The organism is Kouleothrix sp. 19917 (genome assembly GCF_057073505.1).
The window spans coordinates 6,935,190-6,959,430 of record NZ_CP097099.1 but is presented as its reverse complement, the minus strand read 5'-3'; the positions used below and the strand labels follow the sequence as shown (position 1 = coordinate 6,959,430).

At 62.7% G+C, this 24,241-nt stretch carries 17 protein-coding genes; 8 read left to right on the top strand and 9 right to left on the bottom strand.

Features of this window, described 5'->3' with window-relative positions:
• Positions 1-40 precede the first annotated feature (40 nt).
• The gene (locus M1P90_RS28125) at positions 41-823 is read right to left on the bottom strand and encodes a mechanosensitive ion channel family protein (RefSeq protein ID WP_483699005.1); all 783 of its coding nucleotides are present in this window, start codon (positions 821-823) and stop codon (positions 41-43) included.
• Between the two features lie 205 nt (positions 824-1,028).
• Between M1P90_RS28125 and M1P90_RS28120 the strand changes: the two genes are divergently transcribed.
• On the top strand, positions 1,029-2,066 hold the full coding sequence (locus tag M1P90_RS28120; protein WP_483699004.1) for a nitrilase-related carbon-nitrogen hydrolase: 1,038 nt from the start codon (positions 1,029-1,031) through the stop codon (positions 2,064-2,066).
• A gap of 140 nt (positions 2,067-2,206) precedes the next feature.
• Here M1P90_RS28120 and M1P90_RS28115 read toward each other — a convergent pair whose 3' ends face one another.
• The 8 genes from M1P90_RS28115 to M1P90_RS28080 all read right to left on the bottom strand — a co-directional run bounded on the left by M1P90_RS28115 (position 2,207) and on the right by M1P90_RS28080 (position 16,092).
• Positions 2,207-3,511: an ATP-binding response regulator gene (locus tag M1P90_RS28115; RefSeq protein WP_483699002.1), complete on the bottom strand. Its 1,305-nt coding sequence runs from the start codon at positions 3,509-3,511 to the stop codon at positions 2,207-2,209.
• On the bottom strand, positions 3,489-4,331 hold the full coding sequence (locus M1P90_RS28110; protein WP_483699001.1) for a response regulator: 843 nt from the start codon (positions 4,329-4,331) through the stop codon (positions 3,489-3,491). The genes M1P90_RS28115 and M1P90_RS28110 overlap by 23 nt, the downstream gene beginning before the upstream one ends.
• A complete protein-coding gene (locus M1P90_RS28105; RefSeq protein WP_483699000.1) occupies positions 4,303-7,347 on the bottom strand; it encodes a PAS domain S-box protein in 3,045 nt (1,014 codons plus the stop codon). Before M1P90_RS28105 ends, M1P90_RS28110 begins: the two co-directional genes overlap by 29 nt.
• 3 nt (positions 7,348-7,350) lie before the next feature.
• Complete coding sequence (locus M1P90_RS28100) at positions 7,351-9,840, bottom strand: GAF domain-containing protein (RefSeq protein WP_483704697.1); 2,490 nt, start codon at positions 9,838-9,840, stop codon at positions 7,351-7,353.
• Entirely contained in the window at positions 9,725-12,151 is a 2,427-nt protein-coding gene (locus M1P90_RS28095) for a PAS domain S-box protein (RefSeq protein WP_483698998.1), read from the bottom strand. The genes M1P90_RS28100 and M1P90_RS28095 overlap by 116 nt, the downstream gene beginning before the upstream one ends.
• 94 nt (positions 12,152-12,245) lie before the next feature.
• The gene (locus tag M1P90_RS28090) at positions 12,246-12,638 is read right to left on the bottom strand and encodes a response regulator (protein WP_483698997.1); all 393 of its coding nucleotides are present in this window, start codon (positions 12,636-12,638) and stop codon (positions 12,246-12,248) included.
• Between the two features lie 267 nt (positions 12,639-12,905).
• Positions 12,906-13,562 (bottom strand): response regulator, encoded by a 657-nt coding sequence (locus tag M1P90_RS28085; RefSeq protein WP_483698996.1) that lies wholly within the window; start codon positions 13,560-13,562, stop codon positions 12,906-12,908.
• On the bottom strand, positions 13,555-16,092 hold the full coding sequence (locus tag M1P90_RS28080; RefSeq protein ID WP_483698995.1) for a PAS domain S-box protein: 2,538 nt from the start codon (positions 16,090-16,092) through the stop codon (positions 13,555-13,557). The genes M1P90_RS28085 and M1P90_RS28080 overlap by 8 nt, the downstream gene beginning before the upstream one ends.
• Positions 16,093-17,378: 1,286 nt before the next feature.
• On the opposite strand from M1P90_RS28080, the gene M1P90_RS28075 reads away from it, so the two are divergent.
• The 7 genes from M1P90_RS28075 to M1P90_RS28045 all read left to right on the top strand — a co-directional run bounded on the left by M1P90_RS28075 (position 17,379) and on the right by M1P90_RS28045 (position 24,211).
• Complete coding sequence (locus M1P90_RS28075; RefSeq protein ID WP_483698994.1) at positions 17,379-17,615, top strand: hypothetical protein; 237 nt, start codon at positions 17,379-17,381, stop codon at positions 17,613-17,615.
• A 110-nt stretch (positions 17,616-17,725) separates the two neighbouring features.
• The gene (locus tag M1P90_RS28070) at positions 17,726-18,319 is read left to right on the top strand and encodes a hypothetical protein (RefSeq protein ID WP_483698992.1); all 594 of its coding nucleotides are present in this window, start codon (positions 17,726-17,728) and stop codon (positions 18,317-18,319) included.
• Between the two features lie 12 nt (positions 18,320-18,331).
• Entirely contained in the window at positions 18,332-20,896 is a 2,565-nt protein-coding gene (locus tag M1P90_RS28065) for a molybdopterin-dependent oxidoreductase (protein ID WP_483698991.1), read from the top strand.
• A 351-nt stretch (positions 20,897-21,247) separates the two neighbouring features.
• Complete coding sequence (locus tag M1P90_RS28060; RefSeq protein ID WP_483698990.1) at positions 21,248-22,150, top strand: 4Fe-4S dicluster domain-containing protein; 903 nt, start codon at positions 21,248-21,250, stop codon at positions 22,148-22,150.
• A gap of 167 nt (positions 22,151-22,317) precedes the next feature.
• Complete coding sequence (gene nrfD / locus M1P90_RS28055; RefSeq protein ID WP_483698989.1) at positions 22,318-23,337, top strand: NrfD/PsrC family molybdoenzyme membrane anchor subunit; 1,020 nt, start codon at positions 22,318-22,320, stop codon at positions 23,335-23,337.
• Entirely contained in the window at positions 23,334-23,711 is a 378-nt protein-coding gene (locus tag M1P90_RS28050; RefSeq protein ID WP_483698988.1) for a hypothetical protein, read from the top strand. The genes nrfD and M1P90_RS28050 overlap by 4 nt, the downstream gene beginning before the upstream one ends.
• A 278-nt stretch (positions 23,712-23,989) precedes the next feature.
• Positions 23,990-24,211, top strand: a complete 222-nt coding sequence (locus tag M1P90_RS28045) for a hypothetical protein (RefSeq protein WP_483698987.1) — start codon at positions 23,990-23,992, stop codon at positions 24,209-24,211.
• Positions 24,212-24,241: the final 30 nt, after the last annotated feature.

Below are 24,241 nucleotides of genomic sequence, written 5' to 3'. Positions count from 1 at the left end.
GTCGGTGGTCGGTGGTCAGGGCGCCCCATCCCCGCGGCTTCTACGCGGTCGCTCCCTCCACGCCGATCTGGCCCATTGCATTGCGCAGCGCGGCCACCACACCCGTGGTCACCTGATCGACATTGCTGGCGCGCTCGTCGATCCAGAAGCGCGCTTCGAGCTGCACAGTTTTGCCCACCAGCCCGGTCGCCGCGATCTCGGGCGCGGGGTTTGCCACCACGCCGGGCACGCTCGTCAGAATCTGCATCAGCGCGGCGCGGCTGCGCCCCAGGTCGGAATCGGGCGGGAGCGTGAGCGCGATTGTGCGGCGGTGCAGCTCGTAGCGGCTGGTATTCACAATCGCCGTGCTATACACGTCGGCATTGGGAATCAGCACCTCGTCGCCGCCGAGGGTTTTCAGCACGGTGGCGCGCAGCTGCACCTCCATCACCCGCCCCTCGAACGCGCCAATCTTCACATCATCGCCGACGCGGAAAGGTCGCAGCATCAGCAGCAGCACGCCGGCCGCGAACTGCTTCACAATATCCTGCAGCGCAAAGCCGATTATGATGCCAACGATACCGAGGCCGGCCACAAAACTCAGCACGGCCCCGCTCAGGTTCAGCCGGTCGAGCACCAGCAGCGTGCCAATCGCCACGATGCCAATGCGCGCCAGCCGGCCCAGCAGCTCGGTGATCTCGGGCGGGGCCTGCGTGCGCTCGGCCAGGCGGTACACAAAGCTCTGGCTGCGCCGCGAAATGATCAGCGTCAGCACCAGAATCACGGCGATCAGAATCAGGTTCGGCAGAAATGCGATTGTGCGATCATACCATTGGTTCAGCATGGATCCTCCGTTGTTGATATGCCCGCAAGATGATACCATAGCCTGAGGTCGACGCTGATGAGTGCTCTGGAAAATACATTTCCTTGCACTCAGCTTCCAGGAAGCTCAGGCTGGTTCTCCTTCAACCTGATACTCAGATTAGCTTCCTGGAAGCTTGCCCGTTGTAGAAAAGAACTTTCCTTCCAGAGTAATGAGGAATATCCCGATGGGCGTATGTCTTGATGCCTGGATACAAGCGGGAAGCGACGCCGGGCGCGGCAATCTGCTGGGCATCCAGCCGTGGATGCACATTCGCGATTACCGCTCGGCCGGGAGCCTCTACGCCGCGCTGGATGGCTATTTCGCGGCGGCCGCGCAGCGTGGCTGGCTAGGTGCGCGCACGGTGGCGGTGCTGCCCGAGTATCTAGGCACCTGGCTGGTGGCGGTGAATGAGCCGCCCGCGCTGTTTCGCGCCACACGCATGGGGCCAGCGATGGGTCGGCTGGCGCTGCGCCACGCCGGGGCATTTCTGGCCGGCCTGCTCGGTGCGCCCGCGCTCGGCCGGGTGAAACATGCGCTGTTCCGGGCACGGGCCGGCGCAATGGCGCATGCCTACACCGAAGTGTTTGGCGCGCTGGCGCGGCGTTGGCGTGTGATGCTTGTGGCTGGCTCGATCCTGCTGCCCGCGCCATATGTGCGGGCCGGGCGCGTGCTGCCTGGGCGTGGCGCGCTCGAAAATGTCGCCGCCGTGTTCCACCCCAGCGGCCTGGCCGACGAGCGGCTGGCGCGCAAGCATTTTCTCACCGCCGCCGAGCAGCCATTCGTTGCGCCAGCCGCGTGCCCCACCCCCGCAATCTACGGCACGCCGGCCGGCCGCCTGGCCGTGCTGGTGTGCGCCGACGCCTTCTACCCCGCCAGCTATGCGGCGCTGGCCGGGCAGGGCGTGGAAATGCTGGCCGTACCGTCGTATCTCGAAACGAGTGCTATCTGGCAGCAGCCCTGGCCGGGCTACAATGGCGGGCCAGCCCCCGCCGACGTGCACGCCAGCGACGCTGGGGCAATCAGCGAGCGGCAGGCGTGGCTGCGCTATTGCATGGCCGGGCGCATTGCGGCGACGGGCATTCCGTATGGCGTGAACGTCTTTCTGCGCGGCGAAATACTCGACCTGGGGTCGGATGGGGCGACGCTGCTGGCGCGCCGTGGTGAGATACGCGAAACGCCCGCCACAGCGCGCACTGCGCTTGCTTCGGTGTGGATCGCGTAAGGGCGCTCAGTTCTTTGGAAAATAAAATTCCCTGCTCTCAGCTTCCAGGAAGCTCAAGCCAGTGTTACTTAAATCCGATAGGCAGGTTAGCTTCCTGGAAGCTTGCCGATTGTATATAAAGTTCTTTGTCGCCCAAGCAATCAGGCGCTTTTCGCGGGCGGGCGCGGAAACACCGTGATGGCGTGCGGCTCATCGGCACGCGGCGCGCTGGCGCCCGGCGCTGCCGGCAGATAGAGCGTGAACACACTGCCCTTCTGCTGCTCGCTGGCCACGTCGATGGTGCCGCCATGGAGCTGCACCAGCTGGCGCACAATTGCCAGCCCCAGGCCCGTGCCGCGCTCGCCATTGGTTCCGCGCGTATGCACCTGCCGAAAACGCTCGAACAGATATGGCAGGTACTTCGCCGCAATACCCACCCCGCTATCGGTCACGCGCACAAAAATGCCCTCGGGCGTTGGCCCAACCGTCAGCACAACGCGGCCGTGCTCGGGCGTAAACTTGAGCGCGTTCCCCACCAGGTTCGTCAAAATCTGCGACATCTTCATCCAGTCGGCAAGAATGGGGCGCTCACCTGGCTCGGCAACCAGAATAGTCGTGATCGACTTGGCGCGCGCCGTCGTTTCAAGCGAATCGAGCACCCACCGCGCCACATCGCTGATGCACATTTCTACACATTCGAGCTTCACTTTGCCCGCCTCAAGCTGCGCCATATCCAGCATCTGGCTCACCAGATTGATCAGGTGGCGGCTGGAATTGAAGATATTTTGCGCAAAGTGGCGCGCTTCTTCAGGCAGCTCGGTATCGTCGATCAGCAGCTCGGCCATGTTCTGAATCGCGCCAAGCGGCGAGCGCAGATCGTGCGAGGTAAGCGCCAGCATATTGTCTTTGAACAGGTTCAGCTCGCTCAGGCGCGCATTGGCCTCGGCCAGCTCGGCGGTGCGTGCCGACACGCGCATCTCTAGCTCGGCATTGAACTGCTCAAGCTCGTCGACCTTTTGCGCCAGCTTGCCCAGCAGCACGCGCTGATGTTCCTGCGCAAAAGCTTCGGCCGGCGGCGGCGCAACCACAGCTGGCGCGGGCGCGCCAAGCACATGCTGCACCACATCAAGCACCTGCTGCGGCTCGGCGGGCTTGGTAAGCACATGCGCAACCCCGCACGCCTGCGCCAGCGTGCGCAGCTCAGCTTCCATATATGCGGCGGTGTAGAAGATCACGCGCGTGTGCGCGATCTGTGGCTCGGCCCGCAGGCGGCGCACAAACTCAAAGCCATCGACATCGGGCATCAGCACATCGGCGATCACCAGGTCGGGGTGGGCGGTTCGTGCCAGCGCAAGGGCTTGTTCGGCGTCGGCAGCTTCCAGCAGCGCGTGGCCAAGGTAGCCCAGCAGTGTGCTTAAAAAGGCCCGGTTGTCGGGGCGATCATCAAGAACCAGGATTGTTGCCATAGTCGTGCTCCACTGAACCCTGAAGGCATTCTGCTATTTCGGCCAGGATCACCGCCGGCTCCATTGGCCGGGTAATAAATGCGCTTGCACCAAGCCGCAGCGCCTCGTTATGGTCGCGTTCGGAACGAACGGTTGCCGAATGAATCATGATTTTGATATGGCGCAGGGCGGCATCGGCTTTAATGGCGCGAATGAGGTCAAAGCCGCTCTGGTATGGCATGTGCAGGTCAGAAATGATCAGTTGCGGGTGAAATGCCTCGGCCAGGTGCATGGCCTCGCTCACGCCATGAGCCGTCAGCACCGCGTAGCCAAATGGCTCGAGCACGCTGCGCATCAGTTCATGGTTCATGATCTGATCGTCGACAACCAGAATGGTTACGCCCTGCTGCTTGCGCGGCGAGGCTGCTGCGGTGCTCGGGGTGGCCACGCTGGCAGGTATGCCAGGAGTACGTTTTTCGGCGGGCAAAAAGGCTTCCACTTCTTTCACAAATGTTTCGGGCACAATTGGCTTGGCGAGGTAGCCATCAAACCCCGCCGCCAGGATCTGGTCGCGGTCGCCAACCATTGCCAGCGCAGTAACGGCAAGCAGTGGCACCGCCTGAAGCGTGGTGTCGGCCTTAAGCTGGCGCGCAATTTCGTAGCCATCGATAGCAGGTAGCTGGATATCGCAAATAATCAGATCCACACTGGCGCTGCGCGCCAGCGCAAGGCCCTGCATGCCACCACTCGCACCCAGGGTGCGATAGCCAAACGCAACGAGCAGATATGTCATAAGTTCGAGGTTTGCCTCGTTATCCTCGATGATGAGCACCAGTGTCATAGCTTTCCTCCGGGAAAACTATTGTAAATGTAGACCCAACACCATATTCGCTTTGCACAGTTATAACCCCACCGAGCACCTCGGTTAATCGCTGCGACAAGCGTAAACCCAGGCCGGTGCCTTCGCGCGAGCGCACGGTAGCCGAATCGACGCGCCCAAACTCGCGAAACAAGCGCGCCTGGTCTTCGGGCCGGATGCCAATGCCCGTGTCGGCAATGCAGAACACCAGCGAATAGCGATCTTCATTCTCGGCAGCGATGCCGGGCAGCAGCCGATTGGGCCGGCGTGCCAGCGCAACCCGCACGGCGCCCGCGTCGGTGAACTTAATCGCATTGCCGATCAGGTTGATCAGGATCTGGCTGAGCGCCCGGCGATCGCTGGGCAGCACAATCGGCTCGGCGGGCATATCGATAACAAAATCAAGCTGTTTTTCTTCGGCCAGCGAGCGCAGGCTTGTCGTCACTTCTGTTATAACATCCTGGCATACAACGGGTACGAGTTTCAAATCAACTTTCCCCGACTCGATTTTGGCGAGGTCGAGCAAGTCGTTGATCAGGGCCAGCAGGTGGCGCGCGCTGCGCTGAACATTCAGAAGCTGACGTTCCTGATCGGTGTTGAGCGCGCCGGGGAGCCGCATGAGCAGCGTGCCAGTGAAACCGATAATGGCGTTCAGCGGCGTGCGCAGCTCGTGGCTCAGGCTGGAAAGAAAAGCGCTCTTGGCGCGATTGGCGCGTTCGGCTTCGGCGCGCGCCTGCTGCTCGGAAGCAAACAAGCGCGCATTTTCAAGCGCCAGCCCGGCGCGGTCGGCCAGCTCCTGCAAAAATTGCTGGTCTGCTTCCGTATACGGCCGGCCCGGGCGGTCGCGCGAAAGGCCCAGCGTGCCCAGGATGCGCCCGCGCGCGCGCAGCGGCACAATCAGCAGGCTGGCCATGCCAAATTGATCGAGGTAGGGCCGATACTCGGGCTTGATCTGGCTGTAGGCAAGCTCCAGCGATACCACCGGGATCAGAAGTGCCTGCCCGCTGGTAACCACTTTGCCTGCCATGCCTTCGGTTGCCGGGTATGCGCCACCCAGCAGCTTGTACATAAACGCAGCCACTTCCGGGTCGGCGTGGCAAATTTCCACTGCCTCCATGCGCTGCCGATCATCCGACAGCAGCGTAAGAATGCATGCGTCGCCAATTGCCTGGCTGACATGGCGCACCGTTGTTTCGAACAACGGGTGCAGGTTCAGGCTTGCCTCGGCCAGTGCCTTGGAAAGCTCGGCCAGAATGGTTGCCTGCGCGGCATTGCGGTGGATGTGCGCCTCGAGCTGGGCGCGCTCGGCGATTTCGGCCTGGAGCTTGGCGTTGGCCTGCGCCAAATCGGCCGTGCGCGCAGCAACTCGCTGCTCCAGGCTTGTATTCAGCTTGCTGATCTGGTCTTCGGCCTGCTTGCGCGCCGTAATATCGCGCTCGATGCCCGCCAGGCCAATCAGCTGGCCATCCTGATCGGACAAGGGCAGCTTGATCGTCGAAAACCAGTGTACATGGTCAAAAACATCGCGCTGCTCTTTCTCGAGCCCAATGATTGGCTCGCCCGTGGCAAGGATTTGTTGCTCTTCTTCGTAAAAATGCCTGGCCAGATCCGGTGCGTAGAAATCAAAGTCGGTTTTCCCAATCAGCTCGCTGGCCTGTCGCGCGCCCAGAAAATCGGCAGTGGCCTGGTTTGCGATCAGAAAGCGGCTGTGCCGATCCTTCAAAAAAATCAGGTCGGGAATATTGTCGATCAGGGCGCGCAGTTTATTGCGCTCGGAAGCAACCTGCTCTTCTGCCCACTTGCGCGATGTTACTTCGAACATAATGCCCTGCAAGAACAGCGGCTGGCCCCCGGCATCGCGCACGACGGTTGCTTCGTCGCTGAACCATAAAACGCGCCCATCGCGTGCCAGCAACCGAAATTCCGAGCGAAAAAGCGCACCGTTGTGCGGTGCGGCGGCGATCTGGCGCAGCACCTGCCCAACATCGTGGGGGTGCAGATGCGCCAGCCAGCCCTGCGGATCGCTGGCCCATTCTTCGGGCATGAAACCAAGAATTTTTTCGATCTGCCGGTTGATATACAGCGTACTGTCGCTGCCGTCGAGCGGCACCTGGTATACAATCGCCGGCAGGTGCTCAAGCAGGGTACGGTAGGTGAGCTCGGCGGCGCGCAGCGCTTGTTCGGCGCGCATCCGCCCGCTGATATCGCGATAATTCAGCACCAGGGCGGCAACGTTCGGCACGGCGAGCATATTGCTGGCGGCAATTTCCAGCCACAGCCAATCGCCATTCGCATGGCGCACGCGCAGCGGAACCAGCACCTGCTGGCCAGGCTCGGTAAGCAGCGCCTGAAGCAGGGCATGCGCCTTGCTGGCATCGTCGGGATGCAGGAGTGCCAGGCAGTGTTTGCCAAGCAGTTCCTCGGCAGTATACCCCAATATGCTATATGTTGACGGCCCGCCGTAGATAATAAACCCGCCCGCTTCCACTAACGCATAGCCATCGGCGCTTTGCTCGATCATGGCGCGGAAGCGCTGCTCGGTGGCAAGCACCTGTGCATGCGCACGCTGTTTCGCTTCTGCTGCGGCACGCTGATCGAGTGCGCGCCGCACAGAGGAGCCAAGCCGCGCCAGCCGGTCGGTGCAGATATAATCGGCCGCACCGCATCGCATCGCAGCTACCACCTGTTCTTCATCGCGTTCACACGCCACCACAATCACCGGAACCGCGCCGTCGCAAGCCTGGGCGAGCTCAAGCGCACGCAGTGCCCCCCCGTGTGGCAGGGTATTTCCCACAAGTATCAGGTCGAAAACCGGGCTGACAGCAGCGACAAACTCATGCTCGCTTGCAACGTATGTACAATCTGGCGCAAAGCCGCACTCGTGCAAGGCATTCAGCACCGCGCCAGCGTTGGGCTCAAGATATGCGAGGCTAAGGATGCGCAGCGGTATTGTCATGGCGGCATTCTGCTGGCTTTGCATGATGTTTTGATCTATCATACATTATTCTTCAGCAATAGGTGTATGTTCTATCGGCAATATCAGGGTAAACGTGCTCCCTTTGCCAAATTCGCTTTCCAGCTCGATCGTGCCGCCAAGCACGTCTGCCAGTTTGCGTGAAATACGCAGGCCCAGGCCGGTGCCCTCACGCGCGCGAACTTCGGCGGTGTCGGCGCGCCCGAATTCCTGGAACAAGCGCGCCTGATCTTCGGGCCGGATGCCGATGCCAGTGTCGGTGATGGCTATATGGATCTGCTGCGCATGGCGCTCCAGCACCACCCACACCTCACCATTGTCGGTAAACTTGACGGCATTATTCACCAGGTTGATCAGGATCTGGCGAAGCGCCCGCGCGTCGCTTTGAATATGAACGGCGGCATCGGGCATGCGCGTGTACAAACCAATATGCTTCGCATCGGCGAGCGGGCGCAGGCTCGCCACCACTTCGGCCAGCAGCTCCCGGCAGGAAACCGGCGCCAGGCAGATCTCAGCCCGGCCCGACTCGATCCTGCCCAGATCGAGCAAATCGTTGATCAGCGCCAGCAGGTGACGGCTGCTGCGCTGAATGGTTGTAAGCTGGCGCTCCTGATCGGCTGTCAGCGGGCCGGGCAGGCGCATGAGCAAAGTGCCCGTAAAACCAACGATCGCGTTGAGCGGCGTGCGCAATTCGTGGCTGATGCTCGCCAGAAACGCGCTCTTTGCGCGGTTGGCCCGCTCGGCTTCGGCGCGTGCCAGCTCGGCCTCGGCAAACAGGCGCGCATTTTCAATCGCAAGGCCGGCCCGGTCGCCCAGATCCTGCAAAAAGCGCTCGTCGGCGCGGCTGTAGGGCGGGTGAGAAGCCAGGCGCGTCAGGCAGATCGAGCCAAGCACCCGCCCACGCGCCCGCAATGGCACGATCAGCAGGTGGATTTCGGAAAGCCCTTCCAGAAACTCAACGTAGCGCGCGCCAACCTGGCTGCGCACATACGCAACTGGGACGTTGGCAAGCAGCAAGGCCTGGCCCGAGATCGCAATAGTGGCGCTCCAGCCGGTATCGGCGCGATCGGGCGCGGCATGGACAATATTTTTCAGCAGCGCAACTTCTTCCGAGCGCGGGCCGGCGATCGCAACCGGCTGCATCCACAAGCGATCTTCCGACAGCAGCGAAAGCACACAGAGATCTTTCATCAGCCAGGCAATACGCTGGGTGATGGTGTTGAACAAGGCTTGCAGATCGAGGCTGATCTCGGCCATTGCCTGCGAAAGTGCCGCCAGCCCAATGGCTTGTTCGGCCTGCTGTTGCTGCCAGCGCGCCAGCTCGGTGCGCTCGGCGATCTCATTCGCCAGCGCGATGTTGGTGTGCTGAAGGCGCGCCGTCAGGCGGTTGCGTGCATATACAACGGAAACCTGGCTGGCAACTGCCACCATCAGGTCGACATCTTCGGCAGTGAAATCGGGGTCGTCGAGCGAGTTTATGGCCATAAGGACGCCAAATGCCTCGTCCATGGAAATAAGCGGCGCGACGATCATCGAGCCCGTCTGGCTGCGCTGACGCAGCTGCTGGATTTCGGCGTTTTCGCGCTGGTCGGGCCGCCCTTTGGCCGAAATGGCCGGGCGCAGCTCGCGCATGGCCCAGCCAGCCAGGCCGTTGAAATAGTGTTCGAATGTTGCCGATTGCTGAATGGTATGCCGGTTTGGCCCGCCGGCGATTTGCCGCTCGATGCACTGCCCGGTCAGATCAAATGTTGCCATCACAATCCGATCAGCGCGGAGCGTGGCAGCCACGCGCTCGATTGTGCGTTGCAGCGCATCATCTAAATCGTCGGAGCCGATCGCGTCGTTGGTAATTGCATACAGCGCACGCACACGTTCGAGCGCAGCGCGCAGCTCGGCGGTGCGCTCGGTGACGCGCGCCTCAAGCGCCGCGTGCGATTGCTGAAGCGCGCCATAGAGCTGCGCATTGCTGATTGCCAAGGCAGCGCGGTCGGCCAGATCCTGCACCAGGCTCAGGTCGTTGATGTCGAACATGGGGCGCTCGGGGCGGTGGCGCGACACATACAGCACACCAAAGCTGACGCCCTGGGTGCGCAACGGCGCAATAATGGCGCTATGAATATGGAGTTTATCCACCAGCGTATGGTAGCGATCCGGCAGCACAGCGCGCAGGCGAGCGTTATCGAATGGGGCAAGCAGCAGCGGCTGGGCGCTGTTCATCACCTGCTTGCTGGTTCGCAGCATCGCTGTATCGACCGGGACATTGCGCATAATGTCGCGCATGATCGCGTGCTGCTCAGGCGTATCGTCATAGATCGCGGCATCGCCAAAGCGTTTGGTATCGGGATCGAGCAGGCGGAGCGTGCAAACATCGCCCAGCGCGCGCGAGATCGTCGTGGTGATTTCATCCAGCACGGTCTGGTAATTGGGGCCGACGGCAGAAAATGCCCGCGATGCATCGGAAAGCACTTGCAAACGCGCGGCTTGCTGGCGTATCTGCTCTTCGCCCTGCCGAATCAGCGTCACATCCTGAACAGTGCCAACGCCCAGCAAAGGAATTTTGCCCCCCCCCTTGATTGCGGAAATACATGCGCACATGTGCAGCCAGCCAGTGCGGGGAGCCATCGGAGTGGATGATGCGAAATTCGGCGCTGTAGCGCCCACCCGTTTCGGGGTTAAGCGCCTTCTCGAGGTGCATGCGCACCGACGCCAGGTCGTCGGGATGCATACGCATCAGCACTTCTTCAACCGGCATAACGGCGGCTGCAACGCCGAAGTGCTGTTTGGCCAGCATATCGAATGACACCAGCGAATTAACTGGGTCGAGGCGCCAGGTGCCCATGTTGGCAGCATCATAGGCCAGGGTCAGTTGTTCTTCGCGCGTGCGCAGTTCGGCCTCGGCCTGTTTGCGCGAGGTAATATCCTGCAGCACGCCATACCAGATCACGCTGTCGTCGGGCTGGCGGCGCGGCAGGGCGTGCGCTTCGATCCACAGCTCGCCGCGCTCGGGGCTGATGACGCGAAATTCGGTATTCCAGGGCGTAAACTGCTGGTAGGATTGTTCCAGCGCCGCCAGCACGCGCCCGCAATCTTCGGGGTGCCAGAAGGCCGAGAACATCGAGGCATCGTGGGAAAGCTGTTCGGGAGCGAGTGGCAGCAGATCGGAAATGCGGGCGCTGATATAGGGAAAGCAGCTGCTGCCATCGGGGCGGAGCTGAAACGAATGCACCACGCCGGGAACCGTTTCGGCCAGGGTAATGAAGCGATCGCGCTCTTCGCGCAGGGCTGCCTCGGTTTGCCTGCGCTCGGTGATATCGATCATCACTCCGTCCCAAACAATTGCGCCGCTGGCAATGCGCTGTGGCACCGAGCTCAGGCGGAACCAGCGCAGCTGGCCATCGGCGCGGCGCAGTGGCACCTCAACGCGGCAGGGCGCTATGAGCGCAAGCGATTGCTGCTCGGCAGCGCTCACGCGTTCGCGCCATTCGGGCTCAAGCAAGCCATACAGGGCGGCAGGGTCGCGCAGCACCTCGCTGGCAGGCACGCCACAAAGCTGGGCGACATTTTCGCTGATGTAGATAAAGCGCATGCCCTTTTCCGGCGTATTCTCGAGCTGGTAGATCGCACACTCGGGCAGGTTTTCCAGCAGGTTGTTCAGCCGCGCCTCGCTTTCGTGCAGCGCCAGCTCGGCCACCTGCCGTTCGGTGATGTCGCGCGTGAGCTTGGAGAAGCCGCGCAGCTGGCCGCGTTCATCGTACAGGGCCGTGATCAGCACACTGGCCCAAAACTCGCTGCCATCGGCGCGCACGCGCCAGCCTTCATGTTCGGCAGTGCCGTGCGCCCGAGCTGTCGCCAGCAGCTGGGCGGGCAGGCCGCGCGCAACATCATCCGACCGGTAGAACATTTCAAACGTCTGCCCAATGATTGTTTCGGCAGCGTAGCCCTTGATACGTTCCGCGCCGCTGTTCCACGAAGCGACCCGCCCTTCGGGAGTGAGCATGAACAGGGCGTAGTCTTTCGCGCCTTCAAGCAGCAGGCGAAACTGCTCTTCACTTTCGTGCAGCTCGCGAGCCGCGCGGCGCTCAAGTGTCGTGTCGCGAAAGATGAAAGCCGCGCCAAGCAGCGCGCCAGCAGGTGAGTTAATCAGGGTGACGGTTTCGGCGATCGGCGTTTCGCTGCCATCGCGATTGCACAGCAGAATGGCCTGGCTGCGCCCTGGCGAAAGGCTGTGCTGCAAACGCGCAGCCAGCAGGGATTCGAATGGCGCACGGCTGCTTTCCTCCAGAACGGGGTAGATGCGCTCAAGCGGCTGGCCAAGCGCGGCGGCGGGCTGCCACCCGGTCAGGCGCGCGGCCTCGGCGTTCAGAAATGTCACCTGGCCTTGCGCATTGGTGACGATCACGGCATCGCCAATGCTGGTGAGCGTGGAGGCTTGCAGCTGCTGGTCGTCGAGCGCCTGCTGCCGCGCGCGGTGCAGGCCCTGGCTCAGCACGCTCACCAGCACACCTTCGAGCAGCAGGCTCAGCCAGGCAATCGTGTGGGGCAGATTTAGGGAAATCGGAAAAAGCGCATACAGGCTTCCAAGCACTGCCAGCAGTGTTGCGAAGAGCCCCGGCCACAGCCCGCCCAGGTAGGCCGCCACTAAAATCGGCACAAGAAAGATTTCCAGCAGTGGTTCACCGGCTTGCAGGCCCAGCGTCGTGCGGGCCACCCATACAGCACCAGTGAGTGCCAGCACGAGGCCATACAGCACTACAGTGCGCTGCGTCGTATCGGCTATGCGCTCGGGCAGGCCCATCGCGGGGCGTCCATGTCTGATCTTTTCTGTCATACGTTGTAGCATTGTAATCACGTATATCGTGGTGATATGATGGCTTCTTTCGGGCGTGGCAAGCCGCCCAGCCGATGCCAAAGAGATTTTGGTTCTACACTCCCCGCTCGTAGGCCCAGTGATTGATGAGCCCATTCAGAATTGATGCCAGCTCGATTTGCAGCCGATCTTTGTCGGCAAACGCAGTGGCACCGGCCGCCAGCGCAGCGTGTGCATAGCCAGCCGAACCCAGCTGGCTCATCGCAACGACATGATGCACGCCGCACTGCCGCAATTCGGCGATCAGCGCCAGCGCCGCGCCAACCGGCCCGCTCAGGCCCACCAGCACCATTTGCGGCCGGCTTTCCGCCGCCAGCGCCAGGGCTTCGTCTGGCCGCGCCGCGCCTGCAACACACACGCGCCCAGCGTAGGTTTCTTCAAGGTAGCGAACAGTGAAGCCCAGAAACGATTGATTTGCGTCGACGACGAGCACAGAGAGTGGCTGCATGTGTTCAACCTTCAAGGGCCAAAAATGCGCCCCGCCCGGCTGGACGTGCGCAATGCTGATTTGCGGGCAGCATTCCCCGGCAAGACGATATCAATCTCGGGTCAAGCGCCACTTGAGTGAGAGTTTAAAGGGAGCATAGCAATTGGGTGTTCGGGTGTCGAGCGTACAAGTACCATATTCTGGCAGTGAAATCTACCTATTGCATTTTCGATGCACGATTCGCCCTGGTGGCACCCGATTTACGATTGTGCTGGGCGCATGCCCGCCCTAGCTGTCGAGCGTAATAATGCCACGCTTGATCGCATAGCGCACCAGGTCGGTCTGGTTGTGCAGATCGAGCTTGCGCAGGATGCCGGCGCGGTAGTTTTCGACAGTTCGGGCGCTTAGCACCAGCCGTTCGGCGATCTCGGGCGCGGTATGGCCCAGCGCAGCCAGGTGCAGCACATCGCGCTCGCGTTCGGTCAGCAGGTCGTAGGGGTCGTCGGTGGTGGCGCTGGATTGCTCGACATAGGCATCGATCAGGCGTTCCGAAAGTGCCGGGCTGAGGAAGCGGCGGCCTTCGGCAGCAGCGCGCACGGCCTGGATGATCTCGGCAGCGGGCGCTTCTTTCAGCACATAACCAATCGCGCCAGCGCGCAGGGCCTCGCGCACATAGGCTTCGTTGGCGTGCATCGAAAGCACCACCACGCGCGTGCGTGGCGCGCGGTGCCGCATGCGCCGGGCTATCTCCAGGCCGGTCAGGCCGGGCATCACCAAATCGGCTACCAGCACGTCGGGCTGCAGGCGCTCGGCCAGCTGCAGCGCGGTCAGGCCATCCGCCGCCTCGCCCACAATCTGCGCGCCCAGGTTTGCTTCCAGCAGCGTGCGCAGGCCGCTGCGCACCACCTGATGATCGTCGGCCAGCACAATCGTCAGATCACTCATTGCGCGCCTCCATTGCTGTGTTTGGGCGGCGCAGCGGCAATTCCACCAGAATCCGCGTGCCCCGGCCCACAGCTGTATCGACAAACAGCTGGCCATCAAGCAGCGCCACCCGCTCGTGCATCCCTGTCATGCCGCTGGAGCGTCGCGCAGCCAGCGCCGCCTCGAAATCGAAGCCCACGCCCTGATCTTCGATGCTCAGCACAATCAGGCCGCCTTGCGTCCACACTGTCACTGCCACTTCGCCCACCTGGGCGTGGCGGGCCACATTCGTCAGCGCTTCCTGCACCACGCGATACACCGCCACGGCGATCAGCGGGTCGAGCGGGGCATCCAGCCCACGATGCTTGAAGACCACGCGCACCTGAGTCTGGGTGGTGTAGCGCTCGAAATGCCACAGCAGCGTTGGCAGCAGGCCCAGGTCGTCGAGCATCGAGGGGCGCAGATCGAGCGACAGCCGGCGCACACGCGCTGTCAGGTCGGTCACCAGCGCCTGCGCTTCGTGCAAACGGCCAACCAGCGCGGCCAGCGGGAACGTTGCGCCGGTTTCGAGCATGAGGTTGAGGCCAGTGAGCATCTGGCCGATCTCGTCGTGCAGCTCGCGCGCGACATTGCGGCGCTCGGCTTCCTGAATTGCTACCAGGCGGCGCGACAGATCCTTCATCTGCTGGGTGGTGGCTTGCAGCGCCAGCTCCGATTGCTTGCGCTCGCTGATGTCGTACAGCGAGCTGATCAGGCAGCACTGGTCGCCAAGCTGCAAGCTGTCGATCGACAGCAGCACATTGCGCTGGCGGCCAGCGGCGGTGCGAATGCGCACTTCGATATCGTGCAGGCTGCCGTGGGCGTGCAGCAGCCCGTTGATACGCTCGCGCTCGGCGGCATCTTCCCACATCTCCACAGCCCTGGAGTTCATTCCTACTAATTCGGCGCGCGAGTAGCCGGCGAAGCGCACGAAACTGTCGTTGACATCGAGAATGCGCCGGCTCTCGAGCGCGCTGATCACCATGGCCACGGGGCTGTGCTGAAAGATCGTGGCGAAGCGGTCTTCCGAGCTGCGCAGCGCGGTTTCGGCCTGCACACGCGCGCTGATGTCGCGCAGGATCACGGTAAAGAGCTGGCGCTCGCCAACCGCAACGCTGGAGATCGACGCCTCGATTGGGAACTCGGTGCCGTCGGCGCGCAATGCCGTAATCGGCCGCAGCGCGCCCATGGCCCGCGCCGTGACGCCAGTGCGCCCAAATGCCTGAATATACGAGCGGTGGGCAGCACGGTATTGCGTGGGAATAAATCGATCCAGGGTCTGGCCATGGGCCTCGCGCGCCGAGCAGCCAAACATGCGCTCGGCTGCCGCATTCCAAATTGCAATGCGCTGTGTATCGTCCACCGTAATAATTGCGTCCATCGCGGAGTCGATAATGCTGACCAGCTGGGCCTGGCTGTCGCTGAGGTTACGGTTGAGGCGGCGCATTTCGGTTTCGGCGCGCAGGCGCTGGCCGAGCTGGCCTTGCAGCTCGGCCACAAGCTGGCCGTTGCGAATCGCCAGCGCGGCGCGATCGGCCAGGTTCTGCGCAAGCTGAAGGTCGTCGGCGGTGTGGGGCGCGCGCTCGTGCCGGTCGCGCAGCAAGCAGAGCAGGCCAATCGCTCGCGCCTCGGTGTGCAGCGGCGCAATGATCAGGCTCGCGCTGGCAAGGTAGCTAAACAAGGGGCATTTTGGCAGATCTTCGCCGGCAACAAGCAGCAGTGGCGAGCGGCTGGCGAGCGCGCGCTGAGCGCAGGGGTCGCTGGCAATGTCGAAAGGCTGTTCTTCCCAGCGCGCGCGCAGCTGCGCAAGCACGGGCGGGCTGGTGTCGTCCATGGCTAGCAGGGGCAGCGATTCGTCCTCGCCGGCCAGCAGGCAGATGATGCATGCATCGCCAAGCGACTGGGCCACGGTTTGCGCAACCAGATCGAGCGTGGCCGGGTAATCCTGGCTGGCGCGCGCAAAGGCGTGCGACGCATCGGCCAGAATTTTCAGGCGTGCCGTTTGCGCGCGCAGCGCCGCTTCGGCCTCGGTGCGTGCCTCGATCTCTGCCTTCAGGCTTTCGACATGCTCGTGCAGCATGCCAGTGAGCTGCCGCAGGTAGGCTTGATCGAGCGTTTCGGTGCTGGCTGGCGCGGCCGGCGGCACCCGTGCCAGCGCGTCGCGCACGGTTGCAAGGATGGTTTCGGGCTCGGCCGGCTTGGTGAGAATGTGCAAAATACCCGCAGAGGCTGCCAGCTGGCGCACCTCGCTGTCGAGGTCCAGCGCGGTGTAGAGCATCACCCGCGTGTTCACCAGCTCGCGATCGGCGCGCAGACGCGCCACCAGCGCGTAGCCATCCAGCCCGGGCATGAGAATGTCGGCGATGATCAGATCGGGGCGCCGCTCGCGCGCCATGCGCAGCCCGGCTTCGCCATCGCCCGCAAGGAGCATGTCGTGGCCATGGTAGCCCAGCATCCTCACCAGCAGTTCGCCATTCAGCGGCTCGTCGTCGATGACTAAAATCCGCGCCATTGCGTTCTCCCGGCTGCTTCATGCCGTTAGGCGTTTGCAGCAAGCGCCGCGTGCCCCAGCTACGTCATTATACGGCCATTAGCTCATGGCTGCGGGTTAAATTATACCAACACCGTTTGATCATTTTTGTTTCTGGTGCTGCGCCAGCAGGACTTTCGCTCAGACGGATTTTACGCCTGCCCTTCGGCAAGCTCAGGGGAGCCGGCGGGCAAGAAAGACTTTCTTTTTCTTGTCGCTTTTTTGTGCTGCAGCGCAAAAAGTGCCAGGGAATTGATCCGAGGCGTTGCCGCAAGCGAAAGTCCTGGCCAGAAAAAGAAATTCGGGGCCCCGCACGCGAATGGCTCAGTACTCTGGCAAGAAATCTTTCGTACAACAGGCAAGCTTCCAGGAAGCTAAGCGGGCTATCAGATTGAAGAAAAACTGGCCTGAGCTTCCTGGAAGCTGAGTGCAAGGTAACTTAGTTGACAGAGCATTCATTACTCTGGAAAATACGTTATTTCATACAACAGGCAAGCTTCCAAGAAGCTTATCTGGCTATCAGATTGAAGCAAAACTGGCCTGAGCTTCCTGGAAGCTGAGTGCAAGGTAACTTAGTTGACAGAGCATTCATTACTCTGGAAAATACGTTATTTCATACAACAGGCAAGCTTCCAGGAAGCTAAGCGAGCTATCAGATTGAAGCAAAACTGGCCTGAGCTTCCTGGAAGCTGAGTGCAAGGTAACTTAGTTGACAGAGCATTCATTACTCTGGAAAATACGTTATTTCGTACAACGGGCAAGCTTCCAGGAAGCTAAGCGAGCTATCAGATTGAAGCAAAACTGGCCTGAGCTTCCTGGAAGCTGAGTGCAAGGTAACTTAGTTGACAGAGCATTTATTACTCTGGAAAATACGTTATTTCGTACAACAGGCAAGCTTCCAGGAAGCTAAGCGGGCTATCAGATTGAAGCAAAACTGGCCTGAGCTTCCTGGAAGCTGAGTGCAAGGTAACTTAGTTGACAGAGCATTCATTACTCTGGAAAATACGTTATTTCGTACAACAGGCAAGCTTCCAGGAAGCTAAGCGGGCTATCAGATTGAAGCAAAACTGGCCTGAGCTTCCTGGAAGCTGAGTGCAAGGTAACTTAGTTGACAGAGTGCTCATGCGCCTTCAGCGCAGGGTTAGGGCATGGGGAACAGGCTTCCTGACTCCCGCGCCGCCTTCCTGATGATGCACAAAGGCCGCGCCGCTGGCACATTCTTTGCTGGTAGGTCTGTTGGTCATCTCAAATACACAGAAATAAACATCTTGTCTGCTTCAAGCGTTCGCCGCGTTTGCGGCTATATCACTGTCGTGCAAGAGCAGCGCTTCCAGCTTCAGGCCGATGGCGGCCAGGGTTTGCTGCTCACGCTTGCGCACAACGCCAACGCCGACGCGGCGGCACTGCGCGCGTTCTGCGCGGCGCACACGTATGTGGAAGTCGAGTACGACGGCACGCCCGAGCTTGCCAGCGGCGCGGCACGGAGTGTTCGCGCGCTAGAATAAGAGAAGCCTGGCGCGAATGCCCATTCGCTGCCCGGCCACGCGATGGTGCGCCGCGGCCCCATGGCATATAATACAATCCTCTGTTTCATACGCTCTAGAAGGAGTTCCCCATGGCGCGAGTGCGCGAAGGGCTATTGGGCCGCGCAGGCGAATGGCTGCGCGATTGGTCGGTGCTGCGCCAGCTGCATGGCGAAGATGCAAACAGCACGGCTGCTGAATCTTCCCGCTCGCGGCAACTGCGCCCGCGCCTGGAAGACGCCGACAAAGTTGGCACCAGCATCTGCCCCTACTGCGCGGTTGGCTGCGCGCAGCTTGTGTACGCCCGGGGCAACGACATCATCCACATCGAGGGCGACCCGCGCAGCCCGATCAATGCGGGCACGCTCTGCCCGAAAGGCGCGGCCACCTTTAGCTGGCTGCTCAACCCCCAGCGGCTCACCACGGTGAAGTATCGCGCGCCCGGCGCAGACCACTGGGAAGACAAGCCGCTCGACTGGGCGATGGAGCGCATTGCACAGCTCACCAGGCGCACCCGCGACGAAACCTTTGTCGAAAAGCTGCCCGACGGCACGGTGGTGAACCACACCATGGCAATCGCCCAGCTTGGCGGCGCAACGCTCGACAACGAAGAAAACTACCTGATCAAGAAGCTGTGCAGCGGCGGCCTGGGAATGACCTGGATCGAAAACCAGGCCCGTATCTGACATAGCTCGTCTGTGCCCAGTTTGGGCGCTAGCTACGGTCGCGGCGCCGCAACCACCGCGCAATGGGACCTCGCCAACGCCGACTGTGTGGTGGTGATGGGCTCGAACATGGCCGAAAACCACCCGGTCGCGTTTCGCTTTGTGATGCAGGCCAAGGAAAAAGGCGCAACGCTCATTCATGTCGATCCGCGCTTCACGCGCACCTCGGCCCTGGCCGACATCTACGCACCAGTGCGCCCCGGCTCGGACATTGCCTTTCTTGGCGGGCTGATCAACTACATCCTTGAGCACGACCTGTGGTTCCGCGACTATGTGCTGAACTATACCAACATCAGCACGATCATCGAAGACGACTTCAGGGATGCCAGCGAGCTGGATGGCTTCTTTTCGGGCTGGGACCCGGAAAAGAATGCCTACTCGTTTGAAACCTGGCAATATAAAGGCATGCCCACGCCCTCGCCGCTGGCCGAGCACTACGCGCCCAACGGCAGCAATGCGCAGGAAGAAGAAGCGAAGCTCACCGCCGGCCCGCCGCCAAGCGACCCGACGCTCCAGCATCCCATGTGCGTCTACCAGATTTTGCGGCGGCACTACGCCCAGTACACGCCCGAAATGGTCGAGCGCGTGTCGGGCTGCCCGCAGGCAACCTTTCTGAAAGTCGCGGAGGCGATCACCCGCAACAGCGGGCGCGAGCGCACCGGCGCGTGGTGCTACGCGGTGGGCTGGACGCACCACACCACCGGCGTGCAGATGATCCGCGCGGCGGCGATCATCCAGGCGCTGCTGGGCAACATTGGCCGGCCCGGCGGCGGCATTCTGGCGCTGCGCGGGCATGCCAGCATCCAGGGCAGCACCGACATCCCCACGCTGTACCACATGCTGCCCGGCTACCTGCCCCAGCCCGACGCCACCAAGCCGCACAAAACGCTCGATGCCTACCTGGAAGTCGAGGCCGAGCCAACCGGCTTCTGGCACAACCTGCCGAAATATACCGTCAGCCTGCTGCGCGCCTGGTATGGCGAAAATGCGAGCAAGGCCAACCAGTGGGGCTATGAATGGCTGCCGAAGATCACCGGCGACCACTCGCAATCGCCCATGATGCTGGCCATTCGCGACGGCACGATCCGCGGCATGTTCCTGACCGGCCAGAACCCGGTGGTTGGCGGGCAAAACACCCACATGGTGCGCCAGGCGCTGCCCAACCTGGAGTGGCTAGTCGTGCGCGAAACCTTCGAAAACGAAACCGCTTCCTACTGGTACAAATCGCCCGAGGTCGAGCGCGGCGAGCTGCGCCCGCAAGACATCCAGACCGAAATTTTCATGCTGCCGGCCGCGCTGCCGGGCGAGAAGGAAGGCACCTTTACCAACACGCACCGCCTGATCCAGTGGCACGACAAGGTCGTCGAGCCGCGCGGCGACATTCGTTCCGACCTGTGGTTTTTCTACCACCTCGGCAAGCGCCTGAAGGAGCTGTACGCCGACAGCGACGACCCGAAAGACGCGCCCATCCGCAACCTGCGCTGGGATTACCCCGAAATCGGCCCGCTCGCCGAGCCGTCGGCCGAGGCGATTTTGCAGGAGATCAACGGCTACACCTGGGCCGATCGCACCCAGCTCGACAGCTTCGCCAAGCTGAAGGACGACGGCTCGACGGCGTGCGGCTGCTGGATCTATACGGGCGTCTTCCCGAAAAACGACCACAACCAGGCCCGCTCGCGCAAGCCCGACGGCCCCGACGGGCCGGGCACGCACCTCGGCTGGGCCTTCGCATGGCCGGCCAACCGCCGCATGCTCTACAACCGCGCCGCCGCCGACCCCGAAGGCAAACCCTGGTCGGAGCGCAAGCGCTACGCCTGGTGGAACGAGCAGGAACAGAAATGGGAATCGTACGACCAGCTTGACTTCGAGCCGACCAAAGCGCCCGGCTTCGAGCCCGACTGGTCGCAGCGCCCGCACGGCACCGACGCGCAGGATGGCAAATCGCCATTCATTATGATGGCCGACGGCAAGGCGCAGCTGTTTTCGCCCACCGGCCTGAAAGACGGCCCGCTGCCGGCCCACTACGAGCCGGTTGAGTCGCCCGTGAAAAACCCGCTGTACACGCAGCAGGACAACCCGGCCGCCAAGAAGTGGCAGCGGCGCGACAACCCCTACCACGCAGTTGGCGACGCGCGCTACCCGTATGTGCTCACCACCTACCGGCTCACCGAGCACCACTCGGGCGGCATCCCAACGCGCATGGTGCCCGCCACCGCCGAGCTTCAGCCCGAGGGCTTTGCCGAAATTCCGCCCGAGTTGGCGCGCGAAAAAGGCATCGCAAACCTCGACTGGGTGGTGATCTCGACGGCGCGTGGCGCGATTGAAACGCGCGCGCTGGTGACCGAGCGCGTCTGGCCGCTGGAAATCGATGGGCGGCGCGTGTACCAGATCGGCCTGCCCTGGCACTTCGGCTGGGAAGGCTACGCCACAGGCGACATTGCCAACACCCTTTCGGCAATTGTGGGCGACCCAAACACGACCATTCACGAAGGCAAGGCCTTTACATGCGACCTGCGCAAAGGGCGCCTCCAGCAGTGAGAGGGTGAGAGGGTGAGCGAGTGAACGGGCGAGCGAACGGGCGAGCGAACGGGCGAGCGAACGGGCGAGCGACTGAACGGGCGAGCGACTGAACGGGCGAGCGACTGAACGGGCGAGCGACTGAACGGGCGAGTGAACGGGCGAGCGAGTGAATGGGCGAGCGAACCGGCGGTGAACCGGCGAGCGAACGGGCGAGTGAGTGAACGGGCGAGTGAACGGGCGAGTGAGTGAACGGGCGAGTGAACGGGCGAGTGAGTGAACGGGCGAGTGAGTGAACGGGCGAGTGAGTGAACGGGCGCATTGCATACGCCTGCAATGAACCTGCACATATGGCAAGCAAAGGAAACACCAATGAGCGTTCACCCGCGGGCGCTTGAGCATACACAATCGATCCTGCCGGCGCTGATCCCCGAGGAAGCGGTGCTGACGGCCGGCACGCGCATCCAGCCGGGCCGCGCCTATGGCTTTTTCACCGACACAAGCGTGTGCATCGGGTGCAAGGCCTGCGAGGTTGCGTGCAAGGAATGGAACGCGCTGCCCGCCGACGACATTGGCCTGACCGGCCAGAGCTACGACAACACTGGCACGCTTTCGGCCAACACCTGGCGGCATGTCGCCTTTGTCGAGCAGATCAGCAAAGGCGGCGAGCGCGCGACGGAAATGCCGCCCTTCCAGAGCAACTGGCTGATGATGAGCGACGTGTGCAAGCACTGCGACCCCGCGCCCTGCCTGGAAGCCTGCCCGACCGGCGCGCTGTTCCGCACCGAGTTTGGCACCGTGGTGGTGCAGCAGGATATTTGCAACGGCTGCGGCTACTGCGTGCCGGCCTGCCCCTTCGGCGTGGTCGAGTTGAATATGCTCGACGGGCATGCCCACAAATGCACGCTCTGCTACGACCGGCTGAAAGGCGGGCTGGAGCCGGCCTGCGCGAAATCGTGCCCGACCGACGCCATTCAGTTTGGCGCGCTCGACGAGCTGCACAAGCGCGCTGAGCAGCGGGTGGCGGCGCTGCACGACCAGGGTGTGCCGAACGCCTACCTGTATGGCGCACCCAACACGCCCGGCGCAACCGGCGGCATCGAGCAGCTGAACGCCTTCTTTCTGCTGCTCGACCGGCCCGAGGTGTACAACCTGCCCGCCGCGCCCACGCTGCCCTCGCGGCGCGTCGTGCCTGGCCTGCTCACTGGCCTGGCGACCATGGGCGGCGTTGCGGCAGCGGCGGCGCTGGCCTTTCTGGTGGGGCGGAAGCGGTGAGCGGATGACAGTCAGCAGTCGGCAGTATGCAGTTGGCAGGTAACTTGCAACCCCACATCTCCGTGCCTCCGTGTCTCTGTGGTTGTATTTTCGGTCGTCGGTTGTCGGTCGTCCGTCGTCATTGGTCTTTCGTCCTTCGTCGGTTTTCGCACAAGAGGAGTTCCACCATGCCCAAGCGCGAAGCGCAGCGCGCCCCATATGGCCGCCATATCGAGCGGCGCGGCGAGCCGGGAACAGCGCAGCCCTATGCCGGCGAAACCTACTACGGGCGGCCCGCGATCAAAAAATCCACCTACGGCTGGCAGATCATCGTCTACTTTGCAGTGGGTGGCATTGCCGGGGGCGCGCAGCTCATTGCCACGATTGCCGACCTGGCCGGCCGCAGGCACGACCGCCCGGTGGTGCGGGCGGGGCGCTACGTGGCGCTGGCCGGCGCTATGATCAGCCCGATTCTGCTGATTGCCGACCTCCACGCGCCGGCGCGCTGGTACAACATGCTGCGCATTTTCCGCAAAAGCTCGGCCATGTCGATCGGCTCGTGGGTGCTTTCGATCTTTGGCGCGCTGAGCGGGCTGGTTGCCCTTGGGCAAGCCGCCGACGACCTGCTGGGCTGGCGCGGCGGGCGCACGCTGGCGCGGCTGCTGGGCCTGCCGGCGGCGGCGGCTGGCGCAATGATGTCGGTGTATACCGGCACACTGCTTGCCGCCACCAGCGTGCCTTTCTGGGCCGCCGCCGGGCGCCGCCTGTCTGCGCTGTTCGGCCTTTCGGCCACGGCCACCGCCTCGGCCACGCTGTCGCTTGTGCTGGCGCTGGCGGGCGCGCGCCGCGAGGCGCACACGGGCCTGAGCCGCCTCGCGCTGGTGGTGGGCGCAGCTGAGCTGGGGGTGGCCGCCGCAACTGAGCAAGCCTGGCGCGCGAACAAAGTCGATGCGCCGCTGCGCCGCCAGCCGCTGGCGCTGCTGTACCGTGGCGGCGCGCTGGGCGTGGGGATTGTGCTGCCGCTGGTGCTGCACACGATCAACCTGTTTCGCAAGCGCGAGTCGCGCGCGCTGACCGTGCTGGCGGCCAGCGCCACGATCGCGGGCGGGCTGGCGCAGCGCGCCGTGGTGGTTATGGCAGGCAACGAATCGGCCACGCGCCCGGAAGATTATTTTCGCTTCACGCAAGCGCCAAAGGACGAGCAATGAGCAGCGATTCGATTGCGCACGAGCGGCAGGACGCCGCGCAGCGCACGCTGGCTGAGCAGTGCCGCCACGCTGCCGAGCTGATTGCGCGGGCGCAGGCGGACCAGCCGCGCCACCTGAGCGAAGATGTGGACGAGGCCGAGCGCGCGGTGGTGTTTCTGCGCGACCGGCTGATTGGCAAACTGCGCGGCGCGGCCAGCCCCGAAGAAGCCGCGCACTGGCGCGCGGCGCTGGCGCATGTGAATGGCGCGCTGAGCCTGGTGGTGGGTGTGGAATACCCGGCCGGCGGCGTGCAGCGCACCCTGCTCGAACAGGCTGCGGGCGCGCTGAACCGCCTGCTCGGCACCGATCTGCTGGCACAGGCGGCGGGGCCATAATCGCGCCAGGCCTTGCACACGCCCGCACTGCGGCGAACATGGCAGCGCGGCCATTTCAAGCCACGCCCAACGGATTTTCTGATACACGGTTCCTTGTATTTGCGCTATCTCAATTTATAATCAGCCAATCACAGCACCTGGCCGCAGATCATATCCGCAGATGATCGATACGTGCTGAATCCCCGCCACGGCATTGGCAGACACGCCAGCCACACAGAGCACCATCTCAGCGTAGCCACCCAACGTTTTTCGCCCTATTTGCCATACAGAGGGGCTCAATGGACGAGAGCTGGTGGCCGCAGGCTTGGTATAACACAGCCTGGTCGCGCACCAGTTCGGCACCGGCGGTGCGCTTCAGCAGCCGGCTGGCGTGGATCTTCGCGGCCAGCGACTGTGTCTGGCTGGCGATTCTGGCCGGCCTGACGCTGAGCAATTCCGTGAGCCGGGACTGGTTTGGGCTGCCGCCCGCGCCCCTGGGCGACTCGATCGCGCCGCCATAAGCGGCTGGCGTGCGCAAAAATGCCGCGCCC